Annotated in this window: 11 protein-coding genes and 1 riboswitch; of the genes, 4 read left to right on the top strand and 7 right to left on the bottom strand. The window is 68.3% G+C overall.

What is annotated here, in order from left to right:
* Position 1: 1 nt before the first annotated feature.
* Positions 2–559 carry a restriction endonuclease gene (locus tag O7632_RS00320; protein ID WP_278110360.1) on the bottom strand — a complete coding sequence of 186 codons (558 nt, stop codon included), beginning with the start codon at positions 557–559 and terminating at the stop codon, positions 2–4.
* A gap of 84 nt (positions 560–643) precedes the next feature.
* On the opposite strand from O7632_RS00320, the gene O7632_RS00315 reads away from it, so the two are divergent.
* Positions 644–1,240: a tyrosine-type recombinase/integrase gene (locus O7632_RS00315; RefSeq protein ID WP_278110359.1), complete on the top strand. Its 597-nt coding sequence runs from the start codon at positions 644–646 to the stop codon at positions 1,238–1,240.
* Between the two features lie 285 nt (positions 1,241–1,525).
* Complete coding sequence (locus O7632_RS00310; RefSeq protein ID WP_278110357.1) at positions 1,526–2,920, top strand: hypothetical protein; 1,395 nt, start codon at positions 1,526–1,528, stop codon at positions 2,918–2,920.
* A gap of 351 nt (positions 2,921–3,271) precedes the next feature.
* On the opposite strand, the gene O7632_RS00305 is transcribed toward O7632_RS00310, so the two are convergent.
* The 3 genes from O7632_RS00305 to O7632_RS32165 all read right to left on the bottom strand — a co-directional run bounded on the left by O7632_RS00305 (position 3,272) and on the right by O7632_RS32165 (position 7,457).
* Positions 3,272–3,856: a hypothetical protein gene (locus tag O7632_RS00305; RefSeq protein ID WP_278110355.1), complete on the bottom strand. Its 585-nt coding sequence runs from the start codon at positions 3,854–3,856 to the stop codon at positions 3,272–3,274.
* Positions 3,857–4,073: 217 nt separating this feature from the next.
* Positions 4,074–5,819 (bottom strand): cellulose binding domain-containing protein, encoded by a 1,746-nt coding sequence (locus O7632_RS00300; RefSeq protein WP_278110354.1) that lies wholly within the window; start codon positions 5,817–5,819, stop codon positions 4,074–4,076.
* A gap of 579 nt (positions 5,820–6,398) precedes the next feature.
* A complete protein-coding gene (locus tag O7632_RS32165; protein WP_347403548.1) occupies positions 6,399–7,457 on the bottom strand; it encodes a cellulose-binding domain-containing protein in 1,059 nt (352 codons plus the stop codon).
* A gap of 209 nt (positions 7,458–7,666) precedes the next feature.
* Here O7632_RS32165 and O7632_RS00290 point away from each other — a divergent pair, with 209 nt between their 5' ends.
* Entirely contained in the window at positions 7,667–8,551 is an 885-nt protein-coding gene (locus tag O7632_RS00290) for a PaaX family transcriptional regulator C-terminal domain-containing protein (RefSeq protein WP_278110352.1), read from the top strand.
* Between the two features lie 701 nt (positions 8,552–9,252).
* Positions 9,253–9,648: a hypothetical protein gene (locus O7632_RS00285; RefSeq protein WP_278110349.1), complete on the top strand. Its 396-nt coding sequence runs from the start codon at positions 9,253–9,255 to the stop codon at positions 9,646–9,648.
* A gap of 875 nt (positions 9,649–10,523) precedes the next feature.
* On the opposite strand, the gene O7632_RS00280 is transcribed toward O7632_RS00285, so the two are convergent.
* From O7632_RS00280 to O7632_RS00270, 3 genes are all read right to left on the bottom strand, one after another.
* On the bottom strand, positions 10,524–11,516 hold the full coding sequence (locus tag O7632_RS00280) for a hypothetical protein (protein WP_278110348.1): 993 nt from the start codon (positions 11,514–11,516) through the stop codon (positions 10,524–10,526).
* 151 nt (positions 11,517–11,667) lie between these two features.
* Positions 11,668–11,925, bottom strand: a complete 258-nt coding sequence (locus O7632_RS00275; RefSeq protein WP_278110346.1) for a universal stress protein — start codon at positions 11,923–11,925, stop codon at positions 11,668–11,670.
* A 511-nt stretch (positions 11,926–12,436) separates the two neighbouring features.
* A riboswitch (cobalamin riboswitch) is annotated at positions 12,437–12,655 on the bottom strand.
* Positions 12,656–13,009: 354 nt separating this feature from the next.
* Complete coding sequence (locus O7632_RS00270) at positions 13,010–14,413, bottom strand: short-chain fatty acyl-CoA regulator family protein (RefSeq protein ID WP_278110345.1); 1,404 nt, start codon at positions 14,411–14,413, stop codon at positions 13,010–13,012.
* Positions 14,414–14,553: the final 140 nt, after the last annotated feature.

The raw sequence follows: 14,553 nt of genomic DNA, 5'->3' as shown, positions 1-14,553 counted from the left end.
GTCAGACCCTGGGCTGCCCCAACAGGAACTCCGCGACACACTCCGGATGGTCCTCGTCGTCGGCGGCCAACACCATCCCCCGAGCGCCCACTCCACCGTGGTAGCAGGCCACGAGCGCGGGCCGGGCGGCCTTGCCCGTGTCCCGAGTGGTGAAGACGAACCGCCCCTCGGCAATGGTGACGAGCGCGATCCCGTGAGTCCTGGCGAACTCGACGGCCCCCGCCTGGAACGCCGAGGTTGCCACCAACACCCCCTTGTGCGCACCCACGCTCAGCACCTTCTGCCGCAATACCTGCACCAACTCCCGCTTGATCGGGTTCCGGTGCAACTTCGCCTCGACCACCACCACGAACTCCATCCCGGCGAACCGGTACCGCGCGGTCGCGTCAAACTCGTAGATCCCGTCCACCCCGGCGACCTTCTCATGCGTACTCACCACTAGCCCGTCAACCTGGGACCTTGCGGCCCCCAACAGTTCCCCGGCGACGAACTCCTCGAACTCACCCGGCGTGATCCCCGGATACGGATACCGCCCCACCACCCGCTCGTCCCGTACCACCCCGCCACGTTACCGCGCGTGGTTACGACGCTGGTCACTCCGACGACCAACTGGCAGTCCCAACGTGCCGTCTGAACTGCCCGGATGACATTTTCGGCAGGTACAACGCCCTGGACCGACACCGGATACGTGTTCACCCGCCCCGACGGGCTGCCGATCAACCCGAACTACGCCACCACCCGGTTCCGCAAACTCGTCCATCGGATCGGGCTGCCCCCGGTGCGGCTGCACGACCTGCGCCACGGTGCGGCGTCCCTGGCGCACCCGGCCGGCGCCGACCTGAAGACCCTGCAGGATCTGCTCGGGCATTCCAGCGTCGTGGTCACCGCCGACTACACCAGTGTCCTGCCCGAGGTGCAGCGGCGCTGCGCCGACGCCACCGCCAACCTCGTCCTCAACGCGGCCCGCCGCATCCGCAAGAAGATCAGGAACAAGGCCCGGAACAACCGGCCCATCCGCCGGCCGAAACCAGGTGCCCCGGCACCCACCACCCGGCTGCGGCGGCGAAACCGCAGGTCAACAGGCCGAGAGGCTCGGGGAAACCGCCGACGGGGGTGGCACCCACGTGACACCCACCGTCCACACCGGCCGGACAGCAAGAAGAGCCCGAACCGCACTCCCGCAGCTCGGACCCCTGTTGATCTCGCGCGCCCGAAGGGACTCGAACCCCTAACCTTCTGATCCGTAGCCCGCTTCCCGCACGTTTGACCAGTTCACGTGGCATTCACACCAGGCCATAAGTGAGAGTCGGTGCGCTCGGAAATTTCACCCGCGGTAGATGGGAAGGCCATGATCGATCTCCGCCCGAGGTAGCGGTTCGGCGCCGATGGGCACGCTGAGACCGCGAACTCCGAGGAGTGCCAGCAAGATTGAGTGGGAAGTCGATAGCCATACGGGGTGTCTCACCCGATCTTGGCTGTAAGGTGAATAGCCTGAGTCGTCGATGTCGCACGGAAGGCCGCTTGCGTGACAGAACGGGCGTTGATTACCAAGGCCGCATTGCGCAAGTTGCCGGCCAAGGCGGACGACGGAACTCCGTACTGCATGGATTGCCGCAGGTTTGGTGAGCTCCATCGGATGGTCGCCAGCGGCGTCACGAAGTATCTCCAGTGCGAAGCGTGGTCCGTGCCGACATATACGGAGTCGGACCGGCTGACTCACGAACAGATGATGGCCGGCGAACCGTGTCCCGGTTGCGGCGAGGAACTCATCTCGCTCGGTGGGTCGCCGTCGTGGACCGGCAAGGGCACGATGCATCTGAGCGTCGAGGAGCAGGCCGCCCGTACGGCTGCGGAGCAGGCTTTCAAGCAGCGGCACCCCTACTGCCACGCCGGGCGATGGAGTATGGCGGGTAGCGCGGTCAACCATTGCGGACGATGCTGCCCACCGCCTCCGATGAGCCCCGATCAGATCCGCCGAATCTCGGAGATCCTTCAGGGCAGTGCGGAGGAACGGGTACGAAAGGCGCGGCGCGAAGGCACGACGTACGAGCACCACGAGTCGGAGCGGCGGCTGCCTGGCCGCGCCCGGCCCGTCGCTGTGGTGCTACGCGAATACAACGAACGCCGCGCCGAGGCCCTGGCAGCCGTGAAGAGAGAAGATCGTACGTTGATACGGTCGTCGGTTCCGGATGCGGAGCTGATGTTCCGGTGGCGGATGCAGCTCGGCTGCGGCGACATTGTCGAGATCCTGACGCTTGGCGACGAGCGGCCACTGACGGAAATGACATGGTCGTGGGGCGGTAGCCCGCTGCGTAAAGGGGCTTACACCTGCACCAGTCACCGGGCCCCCGAGACACCCTACCGGGCGGTGAGCCACTATCTGACCCGGTCAACGCTGGATCTCGAAGGTGACAGGGGCCTGCGGCGCGAACCTGAGACGGTCGGCTACTGGGCCGTGAAGCTGGAATGCGGACACCTCGACCACCAGATCACGCCGCTGAATTGGAAGCCAGCGGACGGCCATCGGCAGACTGAACCGAACGATCCCGACGCTGTCGCGCAGCGCAAGGCTCGGATGGAGCAGATTAAAGAGCATCTCGGCGTAGCCGAGTACGCGCAGGCCATCCGCCGGATCGAGCAGGGTCACCTCGAGCCGGACCCGATGACGACATGCTGGATCTGCCAATACGAGCAACCCATCGTCGCCTTCCAGCGAGTAGGTTGGCTGGTGCCACCGACGCCCGTGAAGGGCAGATCAGGAGCGGACACAGCGGTCGCTCCGCGGCCGACCCGTGTACAGCTGGAGAAGCGCGTAGCCGACCTCGAAGCGGAGATCGCCCGCCTCTCTCGACCTCCCCAGCAGCCATTGCCCTCAGACGCCGCAGCCGCACCTGCCCACCCACCTAAGGGTGTGCGGTGACCGCGACGAGTCAGGTCAAGCTTGGGAGGCACCCTCCAACGACATGCGGATCTTCGCCTGGGACAGCAGCAGTTCGGCGCTCGCCCGCACCGCTGTCCACCCGCACCGGCCAGGGCGTGTCGATCGCGTGCGGCGTCCGGGCCCCAGATGTCGGCGATCCGGTTCATCAGCGCTCTCCCGCCCGCACCGTCGTCGGGCGGCGCTGTGCGCCTGCTTCCCGGTAGCCGGCCGGATAAGCGGCTGCCGTGGCGTCCGGTCCAGGGACGGTCAGGGGTTGAGGTAGAACTGGCAGCGCTGCTGCGTGCGACCTGACGAAGCGTCGCAGGGTTCACAGGGAGCCGCCGGCGCGGCTCACGGGCATCCGGTGGCCGGGTCGATGTAGCGGCTGTCACTGGTCACCCAACCGTCCCGGCGGGTACGCAGTACTGTGCGGTACCGGGACTGGACGCTCCCGTCCCGGTAAGCCCAGAACTTCGTGCCGCGGCGCCAGATGGTCGACACCTCCTCGGTCATCGCTGAGGTGAACACCTGCACGTCCCGGGCGGTCACGACCATGCAGGTGCCGCCCGCCGGCACGGCGGCGTCGGTGGGCTGGCCCGTCCCATTGGGTCCCGCGCCGCCGACGGCCGACGTACCGGAGCCGGCTGGCTGACCCGTCCGGTCGGGACCGGCGCCCCCGACCACGGCGTACGCGATGGCGAAGAGCGCGACCAGCAGGGCGCCGCTGGCGGCCAGCAGGCAACCCGGACGGGTACGCGTCGACCCGCTCGACCCGCTCGCCCGGCCGGCCCCGCCGGCGGCACCGACCGGATCGGCGCCGTCCTCGTCCGCGGAGCCTGAACCTGCGGAGCCCGAGCTCCCGGACGCACCATGAAACGGATGAACCGCGAGGCCAACAGCCTCGGGCTGACCGTCCGCTTCGACCCGCTCCCACAAGTCAGCTGACCCGAACAGGTCCGCATCCAGTCACCGAGAATTTTCGTGTCAGATCCTTCAACCGCTGTAGCAGGTCAAGGGCTTGTCCGCGGATGCCCGATGGCGGGCAAGCCCTTGACCTTTTGGCCCGTGTCTGACCCTGGGTGGGTGCCTGGTGACCTTGCGGGGCCTGTCATGTGGCGGCTGTCACTTTTGCTTTCGTTGGGGGCGGAATGGGTCAGTTTGGGGCGTGGACTCCAGTGGCCGCGTAGTCCTTGATGGAACCCCGTACGTACATGCCGCTGCCCTGGTTGCCGGAGAAGTACTGCTTGATCGAGCCGGGGAACGGCGTGCTCGACGGGTTGCGTCCGTACACGTCGGTGTAGACCGTGGCCGGGCCGGTGTTGTTCACCATGAAGGTGCCCGGTCGGAACTCGCGCAGGGTGCCCTTGAACGGCGAGCGCGGATCGTCCCAGGCGAGCTGCTGGCCGGTCTGCTGGGTGACCCGGTGGGCCTCGGCGCAGTAGTCACCACCGGCGAGGTCGGTGTAGCACAGGTCGACGATCCGGCCCATGTTGTTCGGCCGGCTCGGGTCGTAGTAGCGCGACGGGTTGACCACGTAGAACAGCGGTGCGAGCTGGAAGGTGACCCCGTTGCCGGACACCCGGGTGTCGGAGAACCAGAAGTCGTCCATGTCGGAGACGGTGAACGGCACCGGGTTCGGGTAGAGCGGGTCGTTGTGGGTGCGGCCCTCCCGGATGGCCTGGATGCAGCTGGTCTCGGCGATCAGCCTGCCCAGTGAACGGGTGTCCGACGGTGAGTCGGCGGGCACGGGGGGCGCGACGTTGATGAACGGGCGGCCGAAGCCCGGGCATTCGCTGGGGCTGAACCCGCCGGGTCGGCCGAGTGGGATCATCGCGTTGAACCGGGCCTCGGTGACCGGTCCGTTGTTGCTACCGGCGCAGCGTTGGTGCAGCAGCAGCTCGTGCACGTTGTTGGTGAACGCGTCCGGCGAGTGGGTGCCCTGGTGGAACTTGAGCAGCACGTCACAGACAGCGATGGTGGGCCCCTGCGGCGGGAAGAAGCTGGTGCCGTTGTCGCCCTGGATGACGTTGCTGTTGTTCACCACGAGCACCTTGTGCCCGACGTGGTCCTCGTGCCGGTGGCTGTGGTCGGGCATGCTGTCCAGCATGACCTCGCTGGTGTACCCGAAGGCCGGCCAGCCGTTGGTGCCGTACAGGTCCGAGGTGCGCGGGTCGTCGCCGTGTTCGTGGCCGAAGTAGCAGCCGCTGGGGTCCCGGGTCGGATGCCAGGTCGGGTAGACCTTCCCGTCGGGCCCGAACGTCCAGTACCGGGCGTGGATCTCGACCGAGCATTCACCGGATCGTGGCAGATAGCCCTTCTCGTTGGCGGTGGCGATCAGTTCGTACGCCCGGCTCTTTGGTGCGCTGGCGGGCGGCAGGGCCGTACCCCAGGTCGGGTCACCCGGCGGAACGGTCGTCGGCGCGGTCGTCGGTGGAGTGGTCGTGGGCGGGGCGGTGGTGGACGGGGGCGCGCTGGTGGGGGTGACCGAGCCCGTGCAGGTGGTGCCGTTGAGGGCGAAGCTGGTCGGCACGGTGTTGCTGCCGTTCCAGGATCCGTTGAAGCCGAAGGAGCTGGTCGCTCCGGTGGCGATGGTGCCGTTGTAGCTGGCGTTGCGGGCGGTGACCTGGCCGCCGCTTTGTGACACGGTGGCGTTCCAGGCCTGGGTGACCTGCTGTCCGTTGGCGTAGGTCCAGGTCAGGGTCCATGTGCTGACCGGGTCTCCGAGGTTGGTGATGGCGACGTTGGCGGTGAAGCCGTTCGTCCATTGCGAGGCGACCGAGTAGGTGACCCGGCATCCGGTGGCGGCGTACGCGGCCGTGACGGCCACCCCGCCGGTGACGACCACGGCCGTCGCGGTCACGGCCGACCACAGCCGGGACCGGTAGCGATGTGAGCGCATGTGCTGACTCCTTGACGGAGATGCGGGTGGATCGACAGAGCGTGCTGTCCTCGGCCGGGTGGCCACGCCGGGGCGGTGCGGTAACTGCCCGGTGTGGTGTGGCACGAGTGGCACCGGGACCACGCGCAGGGGTGCCCGGCGGGAGGTAACGAATCGCCCAATCAATAGATACATGTCTATGATATGGCTTGAGGTGTCGGTGTCAACACCGTCGGACGCGGTGTTTGCCCAGGTGAACGTGAACATTGCCCGGTCTGGTCGACCCGTGTTCACGAGCTCCTTGCTCTCACCCACTTCGCTGTTCAAATCCTCGACCCGGCTTGGTTTGATGATCGTCTTTATTTGTTGTGTGGTTGCTGTGCCTGGGGATAGTTCGTCTGTTCAGCGGGCTGGGGTGGTTGATCTGCGGCGACAAGGCGTTGCTGATCGAGGTCCTCGCGCTGCGGCATGAGGTAGCGGTGCTCCGTCGGCCTGTGAGTAGACTGAGTGGGTAAGCAGCGGTGCCTCGTCGCCTGATTGGTGACGAGGCACCGCCGTTGCCGCTGCCCGCGCGGCCGGGTCAGTCGCCTGGACTGTCGACTAACCCCAGTAAGCCATTGCCTGCCGGCCGAGGGACTGTTGGCCGGTGGTATTGGCGTGGCAGCCGTCCGAGACCTCGTTGCTGCGCAGGCGGAACGTCCCGGGGTAGATCACGTTCTGCGTCGCGTCGGCGGCCGCTTGGCGGGCAAGGCTGTCGGTCAACTCGGGGCCGCCGTTGCCGGCGAGGAAGCAGGTCTGTCCGGGGTCGTAAAGCGGCTGGCCGGAGATGTAGATGGTCGCGCCAGGGGCGGCGTGCTGGCGGGCGTTGGCGATGAGCTGCCGCACCTCGTTGTAGGTCGCTCCATTTTGGGCGAAGATGCAGATCTGCACCCACACTGCGGTCGGTCGGCCGTACTGGGCGGCCTGCCGGTCGAAGGCCTGCCAGGAGCTGGAGTTGGTGTTGGTCCAGGACTGGACGACCGCGCCGCCGGTGCCGTAGGGGCCCCACATGCGTTGGCCGCCGATGGCGACGTAGCCCTGGGCGACGTTTTCAGCCATCGAGCAGCCGATGAAGCCCATCGAGCGGGCCGGTTGCGGGCCGGTCGTCGGGCTGGTCGTGGGTCCGGGGGTGGGGCTGAGGCTCGGGCTCGGTGACGGCCCGGCCGTGGGGCTGACGGTCGGGGACGGTTGGGTGGTTCCGTTGCAGGTGGTCCCGTTGAGCGCGAAGTTGGTCGGTGCCGGGTTGCTGCCGTTCCAAGAGCCGTTGAAGCCGAGGCTCGTGCTGGCGTTGGTGGGAAGGTTGCCGTTGTAGCTGACGTTGCGGGCGGTCACCTGTGAGCCGCTCTGGCTGACGGTGGAGTTCCAGGCCAGGGTCACCTGCTGGCCGGCGCTGAACGACCAGGTCAACGTCCAGCTGCTGAGTGGGTCGCCGATGTTGGTGATGGCGACGTTTCCGGTGAAGCCGCCGGGCCATTGTGAGCTGACCGAGTAGGCGACTCGGCAGCCAGGCGCGGCGGCGGCCGGGGCCGCCACGACCGCGCTGACCGCGGCGCTGACCGCCACGGACATGGCGACCGCGACGAACAGGCGGATCCCTGCTCTGCGGGGATGCGAATGCACTGTTGTCCTCCCGATGATCATCGTGGGATGGATGTCTGTCGATATGATGATGTGACAGACTCGTGTCGTCGGTCAACCGTTCTGTCGAATGAGGTGCCACGGCAGGTGCCGCTGCAGGTGGCACGGCAGGTGGTGACAAGACCGGCAATACAATCGCCGGATGCGAGCTGACCTCGGGCACGGACCGGCGGCCGGGCCCCGATCCGAGCATGGCTGAGCCTGGCGAGGGCGGTGCTGCGTCGAGCCCGTACGGCAGTGCGTCCCGGGAACGGTTCGTGCTCTCCCGCCGGTACGCCGCCGGCACCGGCGGGGTCCGCGGGCTACTGATCACCGTGCTGGGCGACTACCTGCGTCCGACCCGACGACCCGCGCCGACGTCCGCCTTCATCGACGCATTCGGTCGCCTCGCGGTCGCGGAGCCAGCCTGCCGGCAGGCCCTGGTCCGCGCATCGGCCGACGGTTGGCTGATCTCGCGACGCGACGGCCGGTACACCTGGTGGCGTCTCAGCCCCGCCTTCGAGCACTTCCTCGACATCGGTGCCAGCCGGATCCTCGGCTTCACCGGAGCCCAGCCCGGCTGGGACCGCCGGTGGCTGCTCCTACTGGCCCGCCTCCCGGAGGGCGACCGGGCGATGCGGCACCTGCTGCACACCCGACTCGGCTGGCTCGGTTTCGGCCGGCCCGCACCCGGCGCCTGGGTCAGCACCCACACCGGGCGGGTCAAGGAGGTCGAGTTCCTGCTGCGCGAGGCGGGAGCGTACGAGCGGGCGCAGCTGTTCCTCTCCGAGCACCTCGGCGGCGGTGACCTACCAAGCCTGGTCCGTCAATCGTGGGACCTCGACGAGCTCGAACGGGCCTACCAGGAGTTCATCGACGAGTTCACCAGCCCGCCATCGGATGACCCGATCGTGCGCTTCACCCGGCTCGTGCACGCCTGGCGCCGACTACCGCTGATCGACCCGGTGCTACCGGCAGAACTCCTGCCCGACCCGTGGATCGGTGAACGCGCCGTGCGGTTGTTCCACGATCAGCACACCAGATGGGAACCTGCGGCCATCCGCGAGTGGGAACGGATCAGCCAGGAGGCGTCGTAGCGCGAGTGACGTCGTAGCTCGGCGCCGGCCACGCCCACCGGCAGGTAGTTGTACGCAACTAGTACTCCAGCCGCACCTGTGTGATCTGAGGTTCTTGCAGCTCATCGGCGTGATCGACGTCCAAGTCGCACCGGCGACATGGTTGCACACGTCGATGCAATCGACTGCTGGTTCGCGTGGTCGCACCGCCTGTCTGTCGCACAGGTTAAAGATCAAGTTTAGGGATTGTCTCTGATCTGACACTGGCGACGCAGTCCGTCGGTGGCGATCATGTCAGGGTGGGACTCCACCGGTTGGCCGCACGACGCGGGTGTGGGCGGTAACCCGGGGATGGGGCGGCAGTACCAGGTTGGACCCGACGAGTTCTCCTCCCGCCCGCCGACAGGTCGCCGGCAGGTAAGTATGCGAGGGCTCGGCCAGCGGCACTGGGCGGTGTTGGCGGTGTTGGCCGAGCACGGTGCTCTGCACACCGGGCAGGTGGCGATGTTGCTGTTCGGCAGTCGTCCGGCGGCGGTGCGGCATCTGGGGGTGCTCGTGGAGGCGGGTCTGGTCTGGCGGTTCGTCTTCGACAACGACTCGCGGCATCTGGCGTTCTATGAGTTGAGCGTTGATGGTCGGGAGGCGATCGCCGACCGGTTGAGGTTGGTGGGACGGCCGGTGCTGGTGGCGCTGGGCAGCCCTGGCCGGAGTGGCGGCGGGCGTTGGAGGCCGCAGTGTGGCTGCGGGAGCAGGGTGTGCCGGATGTGGCACCGGCTGCGTACGGGGTGTGGATCGAGAACGATCGGGCGGTGCGGTTCCTGCTGCACGTCGATGCCGACCCGCCGGCCCGGGCGACAGACGCTGTGCGGCCGTCGCCGGGTGAGGCGTTGGAGGGTTACCGCCAGGGGGTGCCGGTGACCGCCGTGGTGATGGTCTGCTCCGAGGCGGGCGAGCGCGCCATCCATACTGATGCCGGGGTGGCGGGGTTGCCGGTGGCGGTGGCGGTGGCGACACCGCGACGGTTGGCGGCAGTGGGAAGTCCTGCCGAGGCGGTGTGGTCCCGGGTCGGCGGTGACCCCGGGCATTTAGTGCGGCTGATCGACCTCGCCGACCAGTAACCCGTCGCGTAGGGCAGAGCGAGTCGAGTGCGCATCGGCGGACGGCGCGGTGACAGAACTGGTCGTGTGGGCTGACAAGCCGCCTCGGGTGGTTCGTTGTTCGGGGTCCTCACGGGGCATCGGTGTTGGGACGGCGGTTGTCGACTGGTGGATGACCTTGCGGTCAGGTGCTGTCAAGTCGCGTATCGTGAGGTTCAATTGCGACAGGCGGGTGGAAACCCGCCGCGGTGGGGGCCGTCGGTGCCGACGGCGGTCGTTCGGGTGCCTCGGCAGGTTCTGGCGGCGGACCGGTACTTCGTCAACCGGGTTCGGGAGTTGGGCCGGCTGGAAGACCTTGGCCCTGTGGTGCGGTCTGGTGCGGCTGCGGTACGGATCTCGCTGCTCAGTGGGCTTCCTGGGGTGGGTAAGACGGCGTTGGCTCGGCGGGTCGCGGAGCGGGTGGGTGCCCGGTTCCCGGGTGATGAGTTGTTCGTCGACTTCACGGCACTGCGTTCTGAGGTGGGTGGCGAGGCCGCAGTGGCGGAGGCTGTCGCCGGTTGTCAGCGTGACCTCGGTGTGGACAGTCGTCATGTCCCTGTGGGGATTGCTGAGCAGGTGAACCTGTTCCGGACCTGCACGGCGCAGCGTCCGGTGTTGGTGGTTCTCGACGATGTGACCGAGCCCCGGCAGGTCCGCGCGTTGCTGCCGAAGGCACCCGGCAGCGTCGTGATCGCGACACGCGACGTACTCGCCGCCGCCGGGTCAAATGGTCGCGGGCCAGAGTCGACGCCATGCACGTATGGGCGGGGACGAGGTGGTCGTGGCCAGCACACCAGCGGCGACGCCGCAGCTGGTAGCCCTGTTGACCGGTTACTGAGGCGATCGTGCCGGGTGGTTCATTGAGCACCGTTTGCAGCGTCGAGCACCAGGGCAGGGCCGGCCATGCTGGCCGGTGACGACGGGTCGCCGGCGAGCAGCAGGGCTACGGCGGCTATCTCGACGGTGTCTGCGGCCAGGGCGCGTTCCACGGCGGTCAGGTAGTCGTCGTAATGCGCGGTGGCGTATACGGCGGTGACGATCGCAATTCGGGCGTTTCCTGGCAAGTGGCGTCTGCTGGGCGGCTGCGCGCCTAGGCCGAGCGGGATCCCACCTGGGCCGGCGTCGGCGATCACAGGGCCGGGAGCCGGATGACCGTCGGGTACGGCGGGCTGGGCGATGATCTCCGGACCGCCGCAGCGTAGGGTGTCGACCTGGCCGTGGTCGCTGATCTCGATCAGGGTGACGGACAGGTAGCCCTCGCCAACCCAACGGTGCACCACCGGCTCCAGCACTGCGGGAAGATCATCCAGGGTCAGGTCCGGCTGCGCCGCTGCCCACTCGAACGTCTTTTCGGCCCAGGCGGCACAGCGGGCGGGGTCGGTGGCGTGGCCCATCACCATGCCGACCAGAGCACGTGCGCCACCATCGGCGGTGTGAACCAGGGCGGCGACCTCGCCCGGGATACGCGACACGGCCATCGCCACCCGCGTGCCGGCGCGTCCCACCGTGCTGGTGGTGACGGCCGGCAGCGCTGCCTCCACCTGCGCCAGCCGACTGGTCTCGGCGTGCTGCCGCGCCCACGCCAACAGCGGAACTGCGGACAGGCACACCGCCGACGCGGTCAGCGACAAGCCGTCACCACGGTGCCCCGGAATGATCGGAAGCATCACGGACACCGCGACCAGGACGGCCGCCCAGCCAGAGACGAGCACTGCCACCCGCGGTCGGGCCGACATTCCCGCCACACCGGGCACCAGCACCCAACCCAGCGGGGCACTGACCCCCGCCGCTCCCATGAGCACCGCGTTGCCCGTCACGGCGAGCAACGCCGTACGCGTCGGTACCCGCACCTCTGCCACCTGTCGCTGATCACGTCGGGACTTGTGCCGGCATGCCGGCGGAAACGCTGCTGCGGCTGGCCGGCGCGGACCCGGACCCGAGAAATCCGCTGGCCGGGTGCCACGGCTACCTGTCTACCATCCGCGCCCCCCGCCGCCGTCGTCAGGAGGTCGGGGCGATCAGCAGCGGCACGGGGCTGCGCTCGATCAGGTCCATCGTGACGCTGCCGATCAGCATCCGCGCCACCCCGGTGCGGCCATGCGAGCCGACGACCACGATGGCGGCCGGGTCGTCGGCGAGCAGGTCGACGATAGCGGGCACCGGCTCGTCTGCGTCGATGATCTGGCTGCCGGTGGTCAGTCCAGCCGACCGTAACGCGCGTTGCGCGCCGGTGAGGTGTCCGTGCAGCGCTTGCCGCACCGGTGGGTCCTTCCGCGAGGACCTGCTGGATCGCGGTGAGCAGGTCGGTCAGGGCGCGCACCTGGTGGGTCAGGCTACGAAGCCGGGCCTCGCGTGCTCCGAGTTGCCGGCGCGCGGTGGCGAGACGTTCGTAGTCGGCGACCGGTAGGACGACGAGGTCTTCGCCGTTGATGGTCGTGCCCTGGGGCCGCAGCGGTTTGCTCATGGAATGCTCCGCTCGTGGTACGGGACAGGGGTGATCGGCCGGCAGACGCACAGGTTGACGTCGAGGCGATTTCCGCAGTGTGCGCGGATGCGGACCTTGCGAGGCCTGCTTCTGAGCGTGAACAGCAGCGGTGCGGCTCCCTGTGCCGGTCGGCACACGGTGCTGTCGAATCGATGACGCCTGCACCTCTGTCTCCTTCCGGCCGTGAAGACTCGACAGGGAGAGGGCGCGATCGAGCGCAGCACGGGGACGTGCTGTCGCTGATGGCCGACCCGCCCTCGAAGGTCACCGAGTTCGCCACATGCCTCGTGCATGTGGACAGCGGGCAGGTCTTCGGACTCGTGGGCGTGACCGGAGATCCCGGGCTTCCTAGTGACCGTCACTTCCCAGACCCGAATCGGGTCCAGTGTCCTCGACGATGGTCGTTCCCACTTACCGCTGCGGGGCAGTCCCGGATTCACACCGGGTTCCCTCTTGCGCCGCCGCGACTGGATGCCGCAGCGGACCGGCTGCGAGGCAAGGATATCGCGTCAGAGCCCGCCAATTGGCCGGCATCTACCAAGCCGACTACCCGTGTGGCGGTGCCGCGCTAGACCTGCGGGTTGCCAGGGCCGAACAGGCCACCGGCACGCAACGTGCGATGTACCACCGGATGCTCGGCGGGCAGGCCGTACCGGTGTCGGTACACGGCCAGGGCGACGTCCCGAAGGTGCGCCGGGGGCAGGGGTGCCGTCGGCGTCGGCCGGTAGAAGCCGTAGCCGGTGTGTTCCCATGTGGTGTGGTGGCGCGTAGTCCCGGATGGGCAGCTCCTGAACTCCAGTCGTTGGGAGAAGGTGCTGCGCCGGTGCCGTAGTGTTTGCTCATCACGGTCGATGCATGCTATCTGCGGTCCACCGCGTAGGGGATGACGGTGCGCCGGTTCTCGTCGGTGAGTAGACCGCCGGCGGCGGGCGGTCGTGCGCGTTGGGCGCAGTCGCGGCGTTCGCAGATGCGGCAGCCGAGGCCGATCGGGGTGGCGGTGCGGGGGTCGTCGAGGGCGATGCCGTCGCTGTAGACGAGCCGGTGGGCGTGGCGAAGTTCGCAGCCGAGAGCGACGGCGAAGGTGCTGCGCGGGCTGTGGTGTCCGCGTCCGCCGTGGGTGACGGTGCGGGCGATCCAGAAGTAGCGTTTGCCGTCGGGCATCTCGGCGACCTGGGTGAGGAGCCGTCCGGGGGCGGCGAACGCCTCGTAGATGATCCACAGTGGGCAGGTGCCGCCGAAACGGGAGAAGTGGAAGTCGGTCGCGGACTGTCGTTTCGAGATGTTCCCGGCACGGTCGACGCGCAGGAAGGCGAACGGCACTCCGCGGCGGGTCGTTCGTTGCAGGGTGCTGAGCCGGTGGCAGACGGTTTCGAAGCTGACGCCGTACTGGCCAGCGAGCAGGTCGACGTCGTAGCGCAGTTGTTCGGCCTGGCGGTGGAAGTCGGTGTAGGGCATCAGCAGCGCGCCCGCGTAGTAGTTGCCGAGGCCGATGCGGGCCAGCGCGGTCGCCGGCGGCGAGGTGAGGCCGGTCGCCAGCTCACTGATCTGGTCGCCGTGTTCGAGGAATGCCAGCTGGGTGGCCATCTGGAAGGCGCGTTGGCCGTCGGCGTGGTTGGCGGCCAGGTAGAGCACCCGGCTGTCCGGGTCGTACCGGCGTGACTCGGCGGTCGGAGCCGTGACGACCACCCCGACCCCGTGTTGATCGCGCAGGTATCGGCCGAGCGCCTCGGTCGCCCGGCCGGGTACCAGCCGCAGCCGGCCCGCGAGCTGTTCGGCGGCGGTGTCCAACGGGTCGAAGTGGTTGTAGTGCTCGTAGAAGAAGTCGCGTACGGCGTCGTGCGGCTCACCGAGCAGTGGCGGGTTGCCGGTGGGTCCGGCGAGGGCGGCGACCCGTCCGGCGGCGTCCTGGTAGCGCTGGTGCAGGGCGACCAGGGCGCGGGCGGCGGCTGGGTAGTCGCGGACGAGTTCGACGACCTCGACCGGGTCGACGCTCACGCCGCTCGCCTCGTCGGCCAGCGCGGTGCGCACGTCGGCGCCGAGTCGCTCCGCGTCGGTGTCGGCGAAGTGTTCCGGATCGACGCCGAGCACCTTGGCCAGGCGCAACAAGATGGGCGCGGTGAGCGTGCGTTGGCTGTTCTCGATCTGGTTCAGGTAGCTGGTGGAGATGTCCAGACGGCGGGCGAGTTCGGCCTGGGTGAGGCCATGCTCGCGGCGGAGCCGGCGCAGTTTGGCGTGCGCGTACAGCTTCTTGTCCGCCGTCACTCGTCGCCTCCTCGCGGCGCCCACGAGCTGCGAATATAACACTTGCAAAGTTCGCAAACGTTGCAGTTTTGCTGCCCCGGCGGTGGAAAGTACGCATCTTCCGGGCCTCGACGCAGGACCTGTCGGCCGGTGAGCCTGAC

It is taken from the genome of Solwaraspora sp. WMMD406 (assembly GCF_029626025.1).
Lineage (GTDB): Bacteria > Actinomycetota > Actinomycetes > Mycobacteriales > Micromonosporaceae > Micromonospora_E.
This window is presented reverse-complemented; position numbering and strand designations above follow the sequence as displayed.

Excerpts from the sequence above, each read along its gene's own strand:
- O7632_RS00315 (WP_278110359.1), top strand. The coding sequence starts at position 644 with ATGACATTTTCGGCAGGTACAACGCCCTGGACCGACACCGGATACGTG.
- O7632_RS00300 (WP_278110354.1), bottom strand. The coding sequence starts at position 5,819 with ATGCGCTCACATCGCTACCGGTCCCGGCTGTGGTCGGCCGTGACCGCG.
- O7632_RS00290 (WP_278110352.1), top strand. The coding sequence starts at position 7,667 with ATGGCTGAGCCTGGCGAGGGCGGTGCTGCGTCGAGCCCGTACGGCAGT.